The sequence below is a fragment of the Jiella pacifica genome (assembly GCF_010500815.1).
Taxonomy (GTDB): domain Bacteria; phylum Pseudomonadota; class Alphaproteobacteria; order Rhizobiales; family Rhizobiaceae; genus Jiella; species Jiella pacifica.
In genome coordinates this window covers 51,024-69,977 of the sequence record NZ_JAAAMG010000017.1, presented here as the reverse complement: position 1 = coordinate 69,977, position 18,954 = coordinate 51,024, and the positions used below count along the sequence as shown (strand labels likewise).

Genomic DNA, 18,954 nt, shown 5'->3' with positions numbered 1-18,954 from the left:
GTGGGACAGTAATGACGGTAAGGCTGTGCCGCTACGAGACGCCCAGATCGTCAGGAATCTTTCACTTGCAAAGACGCCGGGAACCTAGCATTGTTCGAGCTGTTCGGGCAAATTCGCGAACACGGATAATGGACGAATTGCGTATCGGGAGCGCCTCTCCCGGGTGGGCTCACGGGCCCGCGATGTATCGGTTCCTATCCTCGTCAAGACTTGCCTGCCGCCGCCCTCAGGGCGCCCATACATGCCGGGATAAGGAGTCCGATAATGGCACAGACCGGGACGGTCAAATTCTTCAATACCGAAAAAGGTTTCGGCTTCATCAAGCCCGACAATGGCGGAGCCGACATCTTCGTGCATATCTCCGCCGTCCAGGCCTCCGGCCTGCCGGGCCTGGAGGAGAACCAGAAGGTTTCTTTCGACACCGAGCCGGACAAGCGCGGCAAGGGCCCGAAGGCCGTGAACCTGCAGTCGGCCTGAGCCAACCCCCTTTATCAAGAAGATCGCGGGCGCCGCACGAACATTGGCGACCGTGACCTTGGATGGATTTTGATCGATTGTCGGCGGATCGCCTCGCCGGCAATTCGTCGGCCGGAAGCGCCGCGCATCCTTCATTTCGCCGACCCGGACACGGCCTCCGCGCCTCAGATCGTTGCCGCGGGTGGCCATGCAGATCTCCTGCGATGGCAGGCGGTTTCGTTCGGGAAGTTCCGGCCCCTTCTCTTGCGCCTCGAACCGGCTGCCGGTCGACCGTGAGCCCCTGAAGTCTCTCGGGTCACTTGACCGGGCGTCCCGCCGTCGGATTCGTCGCTTCGCGGGGAGCCCGTGTTTCGCCCGTCCTCCAGACCATCGCCGATGCCGTCGGCATCGACTGAATTCGTCACCGGACGGCACCAGCAAAATCTCGCGTCTGTCGAACGATCACCTTCCCTCCGGACCGACCTCAGGTCGTGATGCTCCGCCGGAACGAGGCGCCTCGGCTCCCGGGGCTGTCACAAGCGCCGCCGTGCAGCGGCATGCCGCCTTCCACGCCACAGGTCGAGACGCTCTCGCCGATCGGAGAATTCCGCCCCCCGTCCGTCGCGACGTCAGGCGCCGCGTGAAGTGATCGCCATGCGCTCGCGCACCAGCCGGCGAAGCTCGTCGATGGGCCGCAGTTGCCCCTCCGTCTCGACATGCCAGAAGGTCCAGCCGTTGCAGGCCGCAAGACCCTGCACCTTCGCCCCGACCCGGTGGATCGACGCCGCCTCGCCGGAGACCGACACCGTCCCGTCTGCCCGCACATGGGCGACGTGGCGCCGACCGGCGTCGGTCAGCTGCGTGCCGGGCTCGATCAGCCCGGCCTCGAGGAGGCTGGCAAAGGGCACCCGCGGCTCGGCCCGCTTGCCGGCGGCCATTTCCAGGCTCTCGGCCGAAAGCGGCTCGACGGCGGCGATCCGCTGCTCGGCGGCCGCGATGTAGTCTTCGTCCCGCTCGATGCCGACGTAGTGGCGCCCGAGGCGCTTGGCGACCGCTCCGGTCGTGCCGGTGCCGAAGAACGGGTCGAGGACGACGTCGCCGGGCTTGGTGGAGGCGAGGATGACCCGCGCCAGCAGCATCTCGGGCTTTTGCGTCGGATGCAGCTTCTGGCCGTCCTCGCCCTTCAACCGCTCGCCACCGGTGCAGATCGGGAACAGCCAGTCCGAGCGCATCTGTACGTCGTCGTTCGCCGCCTTCAGGCTGTCGTAATTGAAGGTGTAGCCCTTGGCATTCTGGTCACGCGACGCCCAGATCAGCGTCTCGTGGGCGTTCTGGAACCTGCGGCCGCGAAAATTCGGCATCGGGTTGGACTTGCGCCAGACCACGTCGTTGAGGATCCAGTAGCCGAGATCCTGCATCGAGGCGCCGACCCGGAAGATGTTGTGGTAGGATCCGATCACCCAGATCGTGCCGTTCGGCTTCAGGACGCGCCGGGCAGCGAGCAGCCAGGCCCGGGTGAAGGCGTCGTAGGCCTGGAAGCTCTCGAACTGGTCCCATGCGTCGTCGACGGCATCCACCTTCGACTGATCCGGCCGGTGCAGGTCCCCGGCAAGCTGGAGGTTGTAGGGCGGATCGGCGAAGATCACGTCGACCGAGTTCTCCGGCATCGCTTCCATCTGCGACACGCAGTGTCCTTTCAGGATGCGGTCCCGGACGTCGGGTGCCGGATCAGGAAAGGCTTTGCGAAGGGCGGAGCGGGAAAGAGCCATGACAAAAACCATCTACGCGGGAACAGTCGATATCGGGCATGGTTACCGAACAGCGTAAACAATCGATAAAGTCGGCGAAGAATGTTCCGGCCCGGCCCGCAGAAGGCTGCTGCACGGCGAGGAGCGGTTTGCGGGCGCGCGCCGCCGTGCTAGGGCCCCGTGGCCGGGCGTCTCTCCTCCTTCCGACGACGACACCCCGCCCAAGATCCCAGAAAGGGCCGCAATGGCGAAGCCACAGCTCATCATCTTCGACTGCGACGGCGTCCTCATCGATTCCGAGGTCATTGCGGCGCAGGTCCAGTCCGAAATGCTGCGCGAGGAAGGCATCGAACTCGATGCCGCGGAATCGGCGGCGCGCTTTGCCGGTCTGACCTGGAAGACCATCCTCGATCGGCTCAGCGAGGAGACCGGCCACCGCTTCTCCGAGACCTTCATGAACCGCGTCGACGCGGAGATCGACCGCCGGCTCGGCAGCGAGGCCGAGGAGATCGTCGGGGCGCGGGAGATGCTGGAACGGCTGGAACTGCCGCGCTGCATCTGCTCCAATTCGAGCGCCGCCCGCCTCGAGCTCGAGCTCGACCACGTCGGCCTGTGGGATTTCTTCCGTCCCCATGTCTTCAGTGCCGGCGACGTCGGCCGGGCAAAGCCCGCGCCGGACGTCTTCCTCCATGCCCTGAAGGTGTTCGAGGTGGCGGGGCCGCAGTCCGTGGTCATCGAGGATTCCGTGCATGGCGTCACCGGCGCCAAGGCGGCCGGATGCCGCGTCGTCGGCTTCACCGGCGCCGGGCACAGCTATCCCGGCCATGCCGATGCGCTCACCGAGGCAGGCGCCGAGACGGTGATCAACCGGCTCGCCGACTTTCCGGCCGTCGTTGAGGTCTTCGCCGAGTGGCAGGACGGCTGAAGCACGGGCAGAACACCGCCCTTGCAATCGCCGCATTCTTACCCAAGGGAAGCACTCGCTCGTCGATGCTATACTTGCTTCGGCAAGTGTCGATCGATCTTGACCGCCAGCGGCAAGCCACAATGCCGCAGCCCCGCCGAGCCTGCGCAGCGCCGGATCCAGGGTGCGAACTCGCGCCGCGAGATCGCTTCGTCGCTGTCGGCAAGTTGCGGGCTGGCCGCCCATTCCCGATCGGTGTTCCCTTCGTTCTCCGGCTCGAGACTTCGACGTCGCCACCCGATCTCGGCCCTCGATGGTCTGCGCAAAGATCGGCAGTTTTCAGAATAGTCTGCAAGTCAAAGCAGTTTCCGCGTCGGCACAAGCAATAACTCCCAAGAACTCGATATCTCACGTTAAACGATTTTTATTTTTTTCAACTCATCAATAAACCCACCTCGGTTCCGCGGCGGCGTTTCATGCGCAGCCGGTCCCATCGAGCAGGCAGTCCGTTGGTCGCACCCCTTTTCAAGAGAAACGAATGTCCCTCCCCTTCCGCCGTAACGGCCTCGCCGCTCACAAGATCGCAGCGATCAACGCGCTCCGTACCAACGTGATGATCGCCGATGCGAAGCTCAACATCACCTACCTCAATCCCGCGCTCGAGCGCCTGCTGCGCGAAGCCGAGCCGGAGTTGAAGCAGGAACTCTCCCGCTTCAACGTCGATACGCTCGTCGGCAGCAACATCGACATCTTCCACAAGAACCCGAGCCATCAGCGGAACATGCTGGCGACGCTGCAGAACCCCCACAATGCCACGATCAGGGTCGGCGCCAGGGTTTTCGACCTGCTCGTCACGCCGCTGCGCGAGGGCAGCACCACGGTCGGCTTCGTCGTCGAATGGGCCGACGCCAAAGAACGCCTCCTCAACGTCGACTATGCCGGGCAGATGGCCGCCGTCGCCCGCTCGCAGGCAGTGATCGAATTTACGACCGACGGCACGATCATGACGGCAAACGAGAATTTCCTGCAGACGATGGGCTACTCGCTGGCCGAAGTCACCGGCAAGCATCACTCGATGTTCCTCGACGCCGCCCAGCGCGACCATGCCGACTACCGGACATTCTGGGACAATCTGCGCGCCGGGCGCTTCCAGGCCGCGGAGTTCCGCCGGGTCGGCAAGGGCGGCAGGGAAGTCTGGATCCAGGGCGCCTACAATCCGATCCTCGATGCCTCCGGCAAGGTCGTCAAGGTCGTCAAATTCGCGCTCGACGTCACGGCTCGCGTCAAGGCGGTGGCCGAAATCGCCTCGGCGCTCTCGGATCTTGCAGAGGGCAAGCTCGACCGGCGCATCACCATGCCTCTGACGCCCGAGCTCGACCAGCTGCGGTCGGACTTCAATCAGGCGCTCTCGGGCCTCGAGGATGCGATGAGCCAGGTCAAGGGTGCCACGACGACGATCGGCGAGGGCATGAGCGAGATCAACACGGCGGCGTCCGATCTCTCCCAGCGCACCGAGCAGCAGGCCGCAAGTCTCGAGGAGACCGTCGCCGCCCTGTCCGAGATCACCCGCGGCATCAACGGCACCGCGTCCGACGCGATGAAGGCGAACCAGGCGACGGCGACGGCGCTTCGCGATGCGGAAAATGGCGGCACCGTCGTCGCCCAGGCGGTCACGGCGATGAACGCCATCGAAGGCTCTTCCCAGAAGATCAGCCAGATCATCGGCGTCATCGACGAGATCGCCTTCCAGACGAACCTCCTCGCCCTCAACGCCGGCGTCGAGGCAGCGCGGGCCGGCGAGGCCGGCAAGGGCTTCGCCGTGGTGGCACAGGAAGTTCGCGCGCTCGCCCAGCGCTCGGCAGAGGCCGCCAAGGAGATCAAGGGCCTGATCATGACCTCGTCCGAGCAGGTCGAGAGCGGCGTCGAGCTCGCCCGCGCCTCCGGCAAGTCGCTGGAGGAGATCGTCGCCCGGGTTCAGGAAGTCAGCAAGCTGGTCGCCGAGATCTCCCGCAATGCCGAGCAGCAGGCGAGCACGCTCAGGGAGGTCTCGACCGCCGCCGACCAGATGGACAAGGTGACGCAGCAGAATGCCGCGATGGTCGAGGAAACGACGGCCGCCGCCCGCAATCTCAGCGCCGAGACCGAGCAGTTGGCCACCCTCATGGGGCGCTTTCGCACCGCCGAAGACGCCAAGGCGGCGGCCCGGAAGGTACCCGCGAGACCGACTGCCGTCCGTCCTCGGGCAGCGAACCAGGCGCGTCGCACGGTCGGCAACACGGCGCTGAAGGCGGCACCGAGCGAGGAGAGCTGGACGGAGTTCTGAGCAGCGCGCCTGTCCGGCAGGGCCGATCCCGCATCGCCGGCCGATGTGGCGGACCACCGGTCAGAGACATCAAACCGGCGGCCCGGGGCGATATCGCCGCCCCGGGTCGTCCTGCGTTTTAGCGCCGGCCGAGCCGAGCCTCAGCCCTGCTTCGGCGGGCCTTCGTCGAAACCGGTATAGACGACGACCCCGCCCGCAGCCGGGGCGATAAGGATCTTGTCTTCGACATAGCGGAAGGTCTGGGCCGTCCCGCCCTTTTTGACAGGCAGGGAAAGCTTGCCGAGATTGGAATAGATCACCCCGTCCTGGCCGACGACCGCGACGCGAATCGGCAGTTCGATGGTGCGGTTCTTCGCCGCGCGGCCAGGCATCAGTCGTCCCTCGACCCCGACGGTGATCTGCAGCTGGCCGTTGACGATCCGGCAATCGCGCTTTGCATTGACGATCACCGCCTGATAGTCGAGCGCGTCGCCGTCCTTGTTCTGCATGGTCGACGTGCCTTCCCGGATCGATGCCTGCGGACAGAAGCGCGCTTCCGTCCTTTCACCCGCAGCCGTCCGGACCGCTGCGTCGTCCGGCGCCGAGGCCGGCTCGGCGGTCGCAACTTCTGATGCGGCGGCGGGAGGACCGAGATCGGTGTTCTGCACACTATCCGTCGTGCAGGCGGCAAGGCTTGCCGCGAGGATTGCGACGAGGAGGCTCCGGGTGGCCGGCACGGTATGCATCGCTGGGTTCTTCCCTTACTGTGACGGGCGGTTCTATATCAGCCGGATCTCGGATAGGCGACCCGACCGCCGGCGGGCAAGACGGACGATGGCCGGTTCACGGCCGCTCCGGCAAGGAGTTTTGAAGACGTGAGGTATGTGAGTACGCGCGGTGAAGCCGAAACTCTCGGCTTTGCCGACGCCCTTCTCAAGGGGCTTGCGGACGACGGCGGGCTCTATCTGCCCGAAAGCTGGCCGCAGTTTTCCCCAGCCATGATCGAGGAATTCGCCGGCCGGCCCTATGCCGACGTTGCCGAGGCGGTGTTCCGCCCCTTCGTCGGCGACGACATCGCGCCTGGGGCCTTGAGGGCGATGATCGACGAGGCCTATGCGACCTTCGCCCATCCGGCCGTCGCGCCGCTGGTGCAGATCGGACCGGCGCACTTCGTCCTCGAGCTGTTTCACGGGCCGACGCTCGCCTTCAAGGACGTCGCCATGCAGCTGATCGCCCGGCTGATGGACCACGTCCTGAAGGAGCGCGGCGAGCGCGCCACCATCGTCGGCGCGACGTCCGGCGATACCGGCGGCGCGGCGATCGCCGCCTTCGCCGGCTCGGAGCGCACCGATCTCTTCATCCTGTTTCCGCACGGCCGCGTCTCGCCCGTCCAGCAGCGGCAGATGACGACGTCGGGCGCCGCCAACGTCCACGCCGTCGCCGTCGACGGCCACTTCGACGACTGCCAGGCGCTGGTCAAGGCGATGTTCAACGATCGCCGTTTCCGCGACGGCGTCGGGCTTTCGGGTGTCAATTCGATCAACTGGGGCCGGATCATGGCCCAGATCGTCTACTATTTCACCAGCGCGGCAAGCCTCGGCGCGCCGCGGCGCAAGCTGACCTTCACCGTGCCGACCGGCAATTTCGGCGACATCTTCGCCGGCTATGCCGCGATGCGCATGGGCCTGCCGATCGAAAGGCTGGTGATCGCCACCAACGCCAACGACATCCTCGCCCGGACGCTGGCCACCGGCCGCTATGAGACCGGCAATGTCGAGGCGACGATGTCGCCGTCGATGGACATCCAGGTCTCGTCGAATTTCGAGCGACTGATCTTCGAGGCCAGCGGCCGCGACGCCGCCCTCGTCCGGCGGCTGATGTCGGGTCTGTCGCAATCGGGCGGCTTCGAGCTGCCGGAAGGCGTGCTCGATGCGATCCGCCGGGATTTCGACGCGGCCTCCACCGACGAAGCCGCGACCGCCGCGACGATCCGGCGCGTCCTCGACGCCTGCGCCTATCTCCTCGATCCGCACACCGCCGTCGGCGTCAATGTCGCCGAGAGCCGCGGCATCGCGCCGGGTACGGCGACGATCACGCTCGGCACCGCCCATCCGGCGAAGTTTCCGGCGGCAGTGAAGGCGGCCTGCGGAACCGAGCCGGCCCTGCCGCCGACCCATGCCGGGCTGATGGAACGGGCCGAACGCTTCGACCGGCTGCCGGCCGATCTGACCGCCGTCGAGGACTACATCAAGGCGCGCACGCGCGCCGCAGCAATGGCGGGAGCAAGGCCATGAGCGTCGAGATCACCCGGCTCGCCAACGGCCTCACCATCGCCACCGAAACCATGCCGACGCTGGAAAGCGCGGCGCTGGGCATCTGGGTCAAGGCGGGCGCCCGCGACGAGATGGCCAACGAGCACGGCATCGCCCATCTGCTCGAACACATGGCCTTCAAGGGTACGAGCCGACGCACCGCGCGCCAGATCGCCGAACAGATCGAGGACGTCGGCGGCGACCTCAACGCCGCGACCAGCGTCGAGACCACCTCCTACTACGCCCGCGTGCTGAAGAACGACGTCCCGCTGGCGATCGACATCCTGACCGACATCCTGGTCGATTCCAGATTCGACGAGGCCGAGCTCGAGCGCGAGCAGCAGGTCATCCTGCAGGAGATCGGCGCCGCGGAAGACACCCCCGACGACATCGTTTTCGACCATTTCCAGCAGGCGGCCTTCGCCGACCAGATCATCGGAAGACCGATCCTCGGTACGCGCCAGACGGTGAAGTCCTTCACGCCGGACGATCTGAGGGCCTATCTCGCCCGCCACTACGGCCCCGACCGGATGATCGTTTCGGCAGCCGGCGCGGTTTCGCACGAGGCGGTCGTCGCCCAGGTCTCGGCCGCGCTCGGCTCGAGCGCCGTGCCGGCCCCGCCGGCCACCGAGGCGCGCAACCCGGCCACCTATGTCGGCGGCGAATTTCGCCAGGAACGCGAACTCGCCGACGCCCAGATGGTCCTCGGCTTCGAGGGGCGCCCCTATTACGCGCGGGATTTCTACGCCTCCCAGGTGCTGTCGCTGATCCTCGGCGGCGGCATGTCCTCGCGGCTCTTCCAGGAGGTGCGCGAGCGGCGCGGCCTCTGCTACGCGATCTACGCCTTCCACTGGAGCTTTTCCGACAGCGGCGTCTTCGGCATTCATGCGGCGACCGGCGAGGACGAACTCGCCGAACTCGCCCCGGTGATCATCGACGAACTCGTCGCGGCGGCGAACGGCATCACCGAAGCGGAGGTGACGCGGGCAAGGGCCCAGATGCGCGCCAGCCTTTTGATGTCGCAGGAAAGCCCCGCCTCGCGCGCCGGCCAGATCGCCCGGCAGCTGATGTTCAACGGCGAGGTGATCCCCAACGCCGAACTCATCGCAAGGCTCGATGCGATCACCGCTCCGCGGCTCGCCGATCTCGCCGGCCGGATCTTCTCCGGCTCGACGCCGACGCTCGCCGCCATCGGCCCGGTCTCGCATCTTCCCGATCTCGGCGAACTCGGCGCGCGCCTCGATCGCGGGCCATCGCCGCGGGCCGCCGCCGGGCGGTGACACATGACCGTCTTGCGACGGCGCGGGCTCCTCGGCTAACCGACTTTCAGCGTAGCAATCCGTCAACACCAGCAACCACGCCATGGGCCTGATCGACTATCTCAGCCGGCCGAACGTGCCTGTCCTGACCGGCGAGGGAATCGTCCTGCGCCTGCCCCGCCGGTCGGACTTCTCCGCCTGGCGGGCCCTGCGCGAGGAGAGCCGGGAATTCCTCACCCCCTGGGAGCCGGTGTGGACGGGCGACGAACTGACTTTCGCCTCGTTCCGCCGCCGCATCGCGCGCTACGATCAGGAGGCGCGGGAGGGGGCCGGCTACAGCTTCTTCCTTTTCGACGCGACGGAGACTTCGCTGCTCGGTGGCATCAGCGTCGGCCATGTCCGCCGCGGCGTTGCCCAGTCGGCGACGCTCGGCTACTGGATGGGGGCGCGCTTCGCCGGCAAGGGGCACATGCGGCGCGCCGTGGAGGCGGTGAAGCTCTTCGCCTTCGAGGTGGAAGGCCTGCACCGGATCGAGGCGGCGTGCCTGCCGAGCAATCAGCGGTCGATCCGGCTGCTCGAACGCTGCGGTTTTACCCGCGAGGGCCATTTGCGCGGTTACCTTAAGATCGCCGGAAAGTGGGAAGACCATTGCCTATACGCTCTCCTTGCCGAAGAATGGTCGCGTTCGGTGGCTAACGCCCCGGCCCGCCGGCCGGTCTCGGCCGGCGCCGTCGAGCTGAACGGTTGACTGCAACTGCACCAGTCTGCCGAAGACTGCGACAATCCAACGTGGCGGCGAATGCAACGACGAATGGGACGGGAACGAGTTTTGGCGGCAAGGACCACCCGCGCGTGACCGACGCGATGGCCGGGCCGGCCCAAGGGAAAGCGCCGGAGGGGATGCGTTTCATCATCGTGCGTTGGTTGCTCGTCGCTCTCACGTTTCTGCTTCTGGCCGGCCGGATGGAGCCCGCCATGGCGCTCGAGCCGGTCGGCGTCTCCGGCGAGGACGTCGCCATCGATCTGGAGCCCGCGACCGACTTCTATTTCGGCCAGGGCCGCAACTTCCAGGTGACCACCGTGCCGGCCGCCGACGGCATCGTCCGGCGCATCGAGGTCGAAGCGAAGGCGCCGGAGGCGTCCGGCAACTGGGCCGTCTTCGCGCTCGCCAACAACACCGACGAACAGCTCGATCGCCTCGTCGTCGCCTCGCATTTCCGGCTCGTCGGCTCCGGCATCCTGTCGCCCGATCTCGGCTCGCAGCGCATCGCCTCGATCACGCCGAGCCAGGGCTTCGCACTGGAGCGACAAAGCAGCACCGACGCCGACGTCTTCCTCGTCACCCTCGATCCCGGCTCGGTCGTCACCTTCGTCGCCGAACTGACCAGTTCGAAACTGCCGGAACTGAGGCTCTGGGAGCCGAACGGCTACAAGGATACGATCAACGCCTTCACCCTCTATCGCGGCATCGTCCTCGGCATCGCCGGCCTGCTGGCGGTGTTCCTGACGATCCTCTTCGTGGTCAAGGGTTCGGCGATGTTCCCGGCGGCCGCCGCGCTCGCCTGGGCGGTGCTCGCCTATATCTGCATCGACTTCGATTTCTGGCAGAAGCTTCTGCCGCTCGCCCCTGGTCAGGAGCGAATCTGGCGCGCCGGCACCGAGGTCGCCCTCGCATTCACTTTGGCGATGTTCCTCTTCGCCTATCTCAATCTTAACCGCTGGCATCGGGCGCTGTCGATCACGCTTCTGGTCTGGCTCTGCCTCCTGGCCGGCCTCGGCGGCCTCGCCGCCTTCGAGCCCGTCGTCGCCTCGGGGATCGCCCGCCTGTCGCTGGCCGCCACCGCCGGCATCGGTCTCGCGCTGATCGTCGGCCTCGCCTTCCAGGGCTTCGACCGGGCGGTGATGCTCATCCCGACCTGGTGCCTGATCATCCTGTGGCTCGCCGCCAGCTGGATGACCGTCACCGGCCGGATCGACAACGACATCATCCAGCCGGCGCTCGGCGGCGGCCTCGTCCTGATCGTGCTCCTCATCGGCTTCACGGTCATGCAGCATGGCTTTGCCGGCGGCAGCTTCGGCCAGGGGCTCCTGTCGGACATGGAGCGGCGCTCGCTGGCTCTGGCCGGCGCCGGCGACGCCGTCTTCGACTGGGATGTCTCGCGCGACCGCATCTTTGTCGGCGCCGACGGCGAGACCCTGTCCGGCATGCCCATCGCGGCGATGAACGGCGCCGCGCGCGACTGGCTCCCCATCCTTCACCAGGACGATCGCGACCGATTCAAGCTGACCTTCGACACGGTGATCGAGCATCGCCGCGGCCGCATCGTCCAGGAGTTCCGCGTCACCGACGAGGACGGACATTACCACTGGATGCAGCTGCGGGCCCGCCCCGTGCTCGGCTCGGACGGCGAGGTGACGCGCTGCGTCGGCACGCTGAAGGACGTCACCGAGCAGAAGAAGGCCGAAGAGCGCCTGCTCCACGACGCGCTGCACGACCAGCTGACCGGCCTTCCCAATCGCGAACTGTTCCGTGACCGGCTGGAGGCCATCGGCATCCTGGCGGCGACGCGGGACGACGTCCGCCCGACCATCTTCGTCATCGACGTCGACCGCTTCAAGCAGGTGAACGACGATTTCGGCCTCGCCGTCGGCGACACGATCCTCCTCACCGTCGGACGGCGGCTGAAGCGCATCCTGAAACCCCAGGACACGCTCGCAAGGCTCGGCAGCGACCAGTTCGGCCTGATCCTCGTCTCGGAGAGCGACGTCGGGGCCGTCGCCGCCTTCGCCGAAATCCTGCGCGAGGCGATCAAGGCGCCGATCTCGCTCGCCGGCCGCGAGATCGTCCTGACGGGCTCGATCGGTCTCAGCGGCTGGGCCGAGGGCGCGACCAGCGAGGAGACGCTGAAGGAAGCGGAGCTTGCCATGTATCAGGCCAAGCGCTTCGGCGGCGACCGGATCGAGCCGTTCCGCCCGGCCTACAAGTCGATCGGTGCCGGCAGGCTGCAGCTGGAATCGGACCTGAGGCGCGCCTTCGAGCGCTCGGAACTGTCGCTGGCCTTCCAGCCGATCGTCGACCTCGCCGGCGAAACGGTCGCCGGCTTCGAGGCGCTGCTGCGCTGGGAGCATCCGCGCCGCGGCACGATCTCGCCGTCCGAGTTCATCCCGATCGCCGAGAACACCGGTCTGATCGTCTCGCTCGGCCAGTTCGCCCTGGAAGAAGCGGCCAAGCGGCTCGGCGATCTGCACCGGGCGACCGGCGACGACAGCTTCTTCATGTCCGTGAACATTTCGAGCCGTCAGCTGATCCGCCAGGACCTCATCGCCGACGTCAAGAGCGTGCTCGAACGCTACAAGCTCCCACCGACCTGCCTGAAGCTCGAACTCACCGAATCCATGGTGATGGACAATCCCGAGCGGTCGGCCAAGCTGCTCGCCCGGCTGCGCGATCTCGGGGTCGGCCTGTCGCTAGACGACTTCGGCACCGGCCATTCCTCGCTGGCCTATCTGATGCGCTTTCCCTTCGACACCTTGAAGATCGACCAGTCGTTTTTGCGCAACAACAACCAGCCGCAGCGTCCGATCATCCTGCATTCGATCGTCACCATGGCGCATGATCTGGGTCTGAAGGTCGTGGCCGAGGGCGTCGAGAACGAAAGCGACATCGTCCAGCTGCGTCAGCTGAACTGCGAATACGCCCAGAGCTTCGCCTTCTCGCCCCCGCTCAACTTCGAGACGGCCCGGCGGCTTCTGGTCGACCGGGCGGCGAGCTTGAAGCGGGCGAGCTGAGAGGCGCGGGCGCGATTTGCCCATAAGGCGGCATAGAAGGCCGGTCGCCTTGAGTTCGCTCAAGCGCTTGATTTTAATGCGTTCCCTCACCCGCGGCGTCATCCTCGGGCTTGTCCCGAGGATCTACCGCCGCGTCGGGGATAAGCGCCTAAAACTTCAGACGTTCGGGCGTTCAGACAGCTGTCGTGATCGGGTTCGGCGAGCGGCCTCGACCAAATGTGTACGCGCCGGCGCGCGGCGACACCGCTCAGGCGTGCCCCGCCTCGCCCGCCAAAAACGCCGGCTCGATGCCGAGGAGGCCGAGGGCGCGCTTGTATTTGGCGTCGAGATCGGTGTCGAAGACGATGCCGAGATCGGCCTTGCAGGTCAGCCAGCCATTGGCGGCGATCTCGTCCTCCAACTGCCCCGGCGCCCAGCCGGAATAGCCGAGCGCCATGATCGCCGTCGTCGGGCCGATGCCCTCCGAAATCGCCCTGAGGATGTCGACCGTCGGGGTCAGCGCGATCTTGTCGGCGACATGGACGGTGGATTCGGAATCGTAGTCGTCCGAATGCAGGACGAAGCCCCGCCCCTTTTCCACCGGACCGCCGATGCAGACCGACACTTCACGCCCACCGGACGGCAGGCGGATGTCGTCCTCGCTCTCGACGATGCCGAGTTGGGTGAGGAGGGCCGGGAAGCTCATCGGCTGCGGCTTGTTGATGATGAAGCCCATCGCGCCATTCGGCGAATGGGCGCAGACATAGATGACGGTCCGGGCAAAGGGCTCGTCTGCGACCGCCGGCATGGCGATCAGAAAATGCCCCTCGAGCGAATGGGAGACGTCACCGTCGACGGGGTCGAGATCGAGATCGAGCTTCATTCTTCCTCACCGCGGAGTTTGCGACAGCGAAACCTCATGATGATGCGCCATCTCGGCGGCGACCGGTCCGGCCGGTAGAACCCCGAGCCGGTCCCGCTTCGCGCCGCGGGGTGATCCATGAGGAAACGTCGAGGCGACAACCTTTCTTCGATCGGACTTTCGGCACACCATCCGGAAACGAAAGTGGCATCCACCTCGAACTATGGCCAGAGCAGAATTGTCACGAGCTTTCCAAAATCGACAAAAAGCCGTTATCTCCCCTCTGGAACCACGAGAAGACGTCGGCTATGCAAATCCGTGAACTGGCCTTTGGCCATGCCCCTGCGGCAAATTCTTCCGACCTTGCCGCGACGGCGCGCCTGGCACTCGCCGGCCTCGCCGCGCTGTTCTGCGGCGGCCTCGGCCCAGTGCTGGCGGCGGAGGAGAACCCCGGCGTCTTTCGCAACGACGAGGTGACGCTGCGTCTCGTCCGGGCGAAGGAGCCGGTCGACGGCGCGATCAGGGCGGCGCTCCTGATCGATCTCGCCCCCGGCTGGAAGACCTACTGGAGGGATCCCGGTGCCTCGGGTGTCCCGCCACTGGTCGATCTGTCGAAGACCAGGGGGTTCCAGACGATCTACCAGCATTTCCCGCCGCCCCACCGCTTCGGCGAGGGGGTGACGCGGGCCAATGGCTATGAGGGCGACGTCGCCTTCGCCTTCGAGCTCGCCGTCGAGCCCGGCGAGGCGATCGACACCGTCGCAGCGTCGGTGTTTCTGGGCGTGTGCAAGGACATCTGCATTCCCGTCCAGGCAGAGCTCGTCGCCGAAGGCCCGGGCGCAACGGACGATGCGGCGGTTGCCGACGCCTTCGCCGCGCTTCCGGCAGAGGCGCTGGACGAAACCTTCGCGGTTTCGAGCAGCGACGACGGGAAGAGCCTGCGCGTCGCCGTCATGGCGCCGCGAGGAGCCGGCCAGGATGAGGCACCGGATCTTTTCGTCACCTCCGGCGACGGCTGGTATTTCGACGAGCCGGACAAGATCACCCGGGCGGACGGGCACATCCTCTTCGACGTGCCGATCGCCGAGCGTCCTGCCGGCGTCGAAGGCCCACCGGAGGCCGTCGACCTGCTCTTCACCAGCGGCAGCCAAGGGCTCACGGCGACTTACGTTCCGGTGGCGCCGACGGGCTGAGCCTGCTCCGCACGCTTTGGCCGGGACCGAAGTCCGGCGAGACCACCATTTCGCGCTGGACAGCATGGTCCGGCGCGCCACATCGCTCATCTGAAGTCGGCGGCCGGATGATCCGTCCGCCCTGGCCTTCCGCCCGAGGGGAGTATCGACCATGACCATCGCCATCGGCGACACCATTCCGAACGCCACCGTCAAGACCCGCACCGGCGACGGCCCGGCCGACCTTTCGACCGGCGACATCTTCTCCGGCAAGAAGGTCGTCTTGTTCGGCGTTCCCGGCGCCTTCACCCCGACCTGCTCGATGAACCACCTGCCGGGCTTCATCACCCACAACGACGAGTTCCGCCAGAAAGGCGTCGACACCATCGCTGTCGTCGCGGTCAACGACATCTTCGTCATGGGCGCCTGGGAGAAGTCGAGCGACGCCTCCGGCAAGATTCTCTTCCTCTCCGACGGCAACGGCGAGTTCACCAAGGCCCTCGGCCTCGACATCGACCTCTCGGTCGCGGGCCTCGGCGTCCGCTCGAAGCGCTATTCCATGCTGGTCGAGGACGGCGTGGTGAAGCAGCTCAACATCGAGGAGAGCCCCGGCCAGGCCGACAAGTCCAGCGCCGAGGCTTTGCTCGAGCAGATGTGAGGCTGCCGAGTCCAAGGCTTCGTCGTCCTCGTGCGTCAGCGCTGCAGCATTCACACATCTCGCCGGATCGCTCGATGCGGATGCTGACTTCCGCCCAATCAAACTGCTAAGGCGTTTGATATTTCAGGCACTTACATCACAGCGTCGTCATCCTCGGGCTTGTCCCGAGGATCTACTGCGGGTTGATTGTCAGGCGCTTTGAGGTCGAGGAGCTTTTCTGCGAGGATTCTGGTTTGAAAGCGGCAGCAGATCCTCGGCACAAGGCCGAGGATGACGCAATTTCAACGGTTTCTGCCGATTTCCGCTCCGCCCGCCTGAGCACGCGGCTTGGCTGCGACTGACTGCGGACTGCCTTCAGCGGCAGTGGAGCCAATGCCCGCCGCTCAATGCGTCGCGATGAACGCCGTCAGGATCTCGCGCGCCGCCTGAAGATCGCGCTTGTCGATCATTTCGGCCACGGTGTGGATGTAGCGCGTGCCGACGGCGATGCCGATCGCCCGCGCGCCGATGCCGGCCTGCTGGGCCGCTGCGCCGTCCTGGCCGCCTTTGGCGAGGATCGTGCGCTGGCAGGCGATATCGCGCTCTCGCGCCAGCGTCTCGATCTCCTTGACGAGACCGTAGTCGGCAATGAACGAGCCGTCCTTCATGTGCAGGCCGAAACCGGCGCCCTGAACCGTCGTGCGGTCCTTCTCGGGAACCCCCGGCGTGTCGCAGGCAAGCGTCGTGTCGACGCCGATGGCGATGTCCGGCGCGACGCCGAAGGAGGCGGTCTTGGCACCGCGCAGGCCGACCTCCTCCTGAGCCGTGAAGGCGACGGTCAGTTCGCAGTCGTGGGAATGGCCGTCTTCCACCAGCTTTCGCACGGCTTCCAGCCCGAGCCAGCAGGCGATGCGGTTGTCGAGGGCCTTGGAGACGATCTTCTCGCCCATCTCCTCGAAGGGCTCGTTCATCACGACATAGTCGCCGACCTGGATCCTGTCCTTCGCCGCCGCGCCGAGGCCGGTGTCAACGACGAACTCGTTCGGCTCCGGCATCTTCTTGCGCTCGTCCGGCGACTGGATGTGGATCGGCTTGCCCTCGGCGTTCATCACGCCCTTGATGTCACCCTCGTCGGTGCAGACGAGGACGCGGCGCGAGAACAGGTTGCGCGGGTCGAAGCCGCCCACCGGATCGACATGGACGAAGCCCTTGTCGGTGACGTGGGAGACGAGGAAGCCGATCTCGTCCATGTGGCAGAGGAGAAGAAGCTTCTCGGGCTTGTCGCCCCTGCCCTTTCGCCGGCAGATCAGCGAACCGAGGGCGTCGACGCGCATGTCGTCGAAGAGACCGGCCGCCTCCGCCTCGATCAGCGCGCGGACGCGGGTTTCGCGGCCGGGCACGCCGGGGGTCTCGCAGAGGCGTTTGAGAAGGTCGAGATTCATGGAAGGTCCTGTGATGTTTCCTTGGCGCCACCGCAGTGGAGTCGTCTGGTTCTAGCGGGATTTGATCGGGAAAATCGACATGGCATCAAACGTTCATCCGCAACGCTGCGCCGATTGAGCGCTGTAGTCATCATGTAACGGCTGAACGATCGCGATTTGCGAACAAGCGGTTAGAAGGGCAACGACGAAATCGGCGACGAGCCTCGAAATGCGGTCATCGGAAAGACGGATTTGTCATCGCTGCACTCAGCGCGAACTGCTGGCGAAGTAGATCGTGACGAGCCCGACAGCGAGGATGCCGAGCGGCGCCAGAAACATCAGCAGAAAATTGGGATCGGTCATTTCCGCAGCTCTCTCGTGAGATATGATCTCCCACAGAGATGTAAGGCGACGGACACCGCAAAGCAAACGACGCTGACGAGGCCGAGCTGCCATCCTGCGACCGGGAACTCTCCCGCAACGTACATCGAATGGAAGATCGGGGCGAACGCACCCACCGCGGAAAGACTGACAGCCAATCCATTCAAGAACGTCGCCGTAAGCTTGGCAGCCTCGATATCGGCATCGGTCGGCTGCTTCCGGCCTTCCTTTTCCAGGCCCTCATTCGTCGGCAGCGTCATCCCCGTTCGCCCTGCCTCAGCCGCCGCGCTTCCGCTTGAACGGCTCCATCCCCGCCCTTGCCAGTTCGTCGGCCCGTTCGTTCTCGGCGTGGCCGGCATGGCCGCGGACCCAGTGGAAGGTGACGTCGTGGCGGCCCTTTTCGGCTTCCAGCTGCTGCCAGAGCTCGACGTTCTTCACCGGCTTGCCGTCGGCCGTCCGCCAGCCCTTCTTCTTCCAGCCGAAGATCCACTTGGTGATGCCGTCGCGCATGTAGTTCGAGTCGGAATACAGATCGACGGCGCAGGCGCGGTTGAGCGCCTTCAGCGCGGAAATTGCCGCCAAAAGCTCCATGCGGTTGTTGGTGGTGTCCGCCTCGCCCCCCTTCAGCTCCTTCTCGTTTCCCTTGTAGCGCAGGATGGCGCCCCAGCCGCCGGGCCCCGGATTGCCCGAACAGGCGCCGTCGGTGAAGATCTCGACCCGCTCGCCGCCGCTGTCGCTCATGCCATTCCCTTCGTGACTGCCGCCTTCTCGAGCCCGTATTCCGAAGCCTCGCGCACGCCGCGGTGAAAGCGCAGTTTCTTCAGATATTCGCGCGGGTCCTTCTTGGTGACGAAGCTGTCGTCCGGCACGTTGAGCCAGTCATAGAGCCGGGTCAGCATGAAGCGCATCGCCGCGCCGCGGCAGAGCATCGGCAGGTTTTCGTATTCCGCCTCGTCGAGCGGGCGCACCGAGGCGTAGCCGGCGATCAGCGCCCGGCCCTTGGTGACGTTGTAGCTGCCGTCCTGTTCGAAGCACCAGGCCGAGAGCGTGATGGCAAGGTCATAGGCAAGGAGATCGTTGCAGGCGAAATAGAAGTCGATCAACCCGGAGAGTTCGCCGGCGAGGAAGAAGACGTTGTCGGGGAAGAGGTCGGCATGGATGACGCCTTTCGGTAGATGGCCCGGCCAGTTCGCCTCGAAGTCCGCCAGTTCGGCTTCGATCTCGGCGGAGAGGCCAGGCTCGACCTCGTCGGCCCGGCCCGCGCAGCTTTCATAGAGCGGGCGCCAGTCCGGCGGTGCGAGCCCGTTCGGACGGGTGAGCGGAAAATCCCGGGCGCTTTCGTGCATGCGGGCGAGCGCTACGCCGACGGCGCGGCAATGTTCCGGGCTCGGCCGCCGCGTCCACATGCCGTCGAGAAAGGTGAAGATCGCGGCAGGCCGCCCGGAAAGTTCGCCGAGGGCATTGCCGTCCCGGTCGTGGACCGGCAGCGGGCAGGACAGCCCCCGACCGGCGAGATGCTCCATCAGCCCGACGAAGAACGGCAGATCGCCGCGGTTCACCCGCTTTTCATACAGCGTCAGAATGTAGGTGCCGCCGGTGGTGCGCAGGAGGAAGTTGGAGTTCTCCACCCCCTCGGCGATCCCCTTGTAGCTCGACAGGCTGCCGAGATCATAGCGATCGAGGAATTCGGCGAGTTGCGGCTCGGTGACGTCGGTGTAGACGGCCACGGTGG

16 protein-coding genes are annotated in these 18,954 nt (G+C 65.9%); 9 read left to right on the top strand and 7 right to left on the bottom strand.

Annotated elements, in window-relative coordinates:
* Positions 1-264: 264 nt before the first annotated feature.
* A complete protein-coding gene (locus tag GTK09_RS18770) occupies positions 265-477 on the top strand; it encodes a cold-shock protein (RefSeq protein WP_163464969.1) in 213 nt (70 codons plus the stop codon).
* 608 nt (positions 478-1,085) lie between these two features.
* Here the strand turns inward: GTK09_RS18770 and GTK09_RS18765 are convergent.
* Entirely contained in the window at positions 1,086-2,225 is a 1,140-nt protein-coding gene (locus GTK09_RS18765; protein WP_163464968.1) for a site-specific DNA-methyltransferase, read from the bottom strand.
* Between the two features lie 223 nt (positions 2,226-2,448).
* On the opposite strand from GTK09_RS18765, the gene GTK09_RS18760 reads away from it, so the two are divergent.
* Together GTK09_RS18760 and GTK09_RS18755 are read left to right on the top strand one after the other, a co-directional pair.
* Positions 2,449-3,129 (top strand): HAD family hydrolase, encoded by a 681-nt coding sequence (locus GTK09_RS18760; RefSeq protein WP_163464967.1) that lies wholly within the window; start codon positions 2,449-2,451, stop codon positions 3,127-3,129.
* 517 nt (positions 3,130-3,646) lie between these two features.
* On the top strand, positions 3,647-5,431 hold the full coding sequence (locus tag GTK09_RS18755) for a methyl-accepting chemotaxis protein (protein WP_163464966.1): 1,785 nt from the start codon (positions 3,647-3,649) through the stop codon (positions 5,429-5,431).
* 140 nt (positions 5,432-5,571) lie between these two features.
* Here the strand turns inward: GTK09_RS18755 and GTK09_RS18750 are convergent, their stop codons facing one another.
* Positions 5,572-6,156 carry a hypothetical protein gene (locus GTK09_RS18750; protein WP_163464965.1) on the bottom strand — a complete coding sequence of 195 codons (585 nt, stop codon included), beginning with the start codon at positions 6,154-6,156 and terminating at the stop codon, positions 5,572-5,574.
* A gap of 129 nt (positions 6,157-6,285) precedes the next feature.
* On the opposite strand from GTK09_RS18750, the gene thrC reads away from it, so the two are divergent.
* The 4 genes from thrC to GTK09_RS18730 all read left to right on the top strand — a co-directional run bounded on the left by thrC (position 6,286) and on the right by GTK09_RS18730 (position 12,770).
* A complete protein-coding gene (gene thrC / locus GTK09_RS18745) occupies positions 6,286-7,704 on the top strand; it encodes a threonine synthase (protein ID WP_163464964.1) in 1,419 nt (472 codons plus the stop codon).
* Positions 7,701-9,002, top strand: coding sequence for a M16 family metallopeptidase (locus GTK09_RS18740; RefSeq protein WP_163464963.1), 1,302 nt, complete (start codon positions 7,701-7,703; stop codon positions 9,000-9,002). Before thrC ends, GTK09_RS18740 begins: the two co-directional genes overlap by 4 nt.
* Before the next feature lie 82 nt (positions 9,003-9,084).
* The gene (locus GTK09_RS18735; protein ID WP_163464962.1) at positions 9,085-9,729 is read left to right on the top strand and encodes a GNAT family N-acetyltransferase; all 645 of its coding nucleotides are present in this window, start codon (positions 9,085-9,087) and stop codon (positions 9,727-9,729) included.
* 152 nt (positions 9,730-9,881) lie between these two features.
* Positions 9,882-12,770, top strand: coding sequence for an EAL domain-containing protein (locus tag GTK09_RS18730; protein WP_163465014.1), 2,889 nt, complete (start codon positions 9,882-9,884; stop codon positions 12,768-12,770).
* A 247-nt stretch (positions 12,771-13,017) separates the two neighbouring features.
* Here GTK09_RS18730 and GTK09_RS18725 read toward each other — a convergent pair whose 3' ends face one another.
* Entirely contained in the window at positions 13,018-13,632 is a 615-nt protein-coding gene (locus GTK09_RS18725) for a YqgE/AlgH family protein (RefSeq protein WP_163464961.1), read from the bottom strand.
* Positions 13,633-13,919: 287 nt separating this feature from the next.
* On the opposite strand from GTK09_RS18725, the gene GTK09_RS18720 reads away from it, so the two are divergent.
* Together GTK09_RS18720 and GTK09_RS18715 are read left to right on the top strand one after the other, a co-directional pair.
* Positions 13,920-14,804, top strand: coding sequence for a protein-disulfide reductase DsbD domain-containing protein (locus GTK09_RS18720; RefSeq protein WP_163464960.1), 885 nt, complete (start codon positions 13,920-13,922; stop codon positions 14,802-14,804).
* Between the two features lie 151 nt (positions 14,805-14,955).
* Complete coding sequence (locus GTK09_RS18715) at positions 14,956-15,441, top strand: peroxiredoxin (protein WP_163464959.1); 486 nt, start codon at positions 14,956-14,958, stop codon at positions 15,439-15,441.
* Between the two features lie 383 nt (positions 15,442-15,824).
* On the opposite strand, the gene GTK09_RS18710 is transcribed toward GTK09_RS18715, so the two are convergent.
* The 4 genes from GTK09_RS18710 to GTK09_RS18695 all read right to left on the bottom strand — a co-directional run bounded on the left by GTK09_RS18710 (position 15,825) and on the right by GTK09_RS18695 (position 18,949).
* Positions 15,825-16,862, bottom strand: a complete 1,038-nt coding sequence (locus GTK09_RS18710) for a M42 family metallopeptidase (RefSeq protein WP_163464958.1) — start codon at positions 16,860-16,862, stop codon at positions 15,825-15,827.
* Positions 16,863-17,200: 338 nt separating this feature from the next.
* Positions 17,201-17,482, bottom strand: coding sequence for a hypothetical protein (locus GTK09_RS18705; protein WP_163464957.1), 282 nt, complete (start codon positions 17,480-17,482; stop codon positions 17,201-17,203).
* Between the two features lie 16 nt (positions 17,483-17,498).
* Complete coding sequence (gene rnhA, locus GTK09_RS18700; RefSeq protein WP_163464956.1) at positions 17,499-17,963, bottom strand: ribonuclease HI; 465 nt, start codon at positions 17,961-17,963, stop codon at positions 17,499-17,501.
* Positions 17,960-18,949: a homoserine kinase gene (locus GTK09_RS18695; RefSeq protein ID WP_163464955.1), complete on the bottom strand. Its 990-nt coding sequence runs from the start codon at positions 18,947-18,949 to the stop codon at positions 17,960-17,962. Before GTK09_RS18695 ends, rnhA begins: the two co-directional genes overlap by 4 nt.
* Positions 18,950-18,954: the final 5 nt, after the last annotated feature.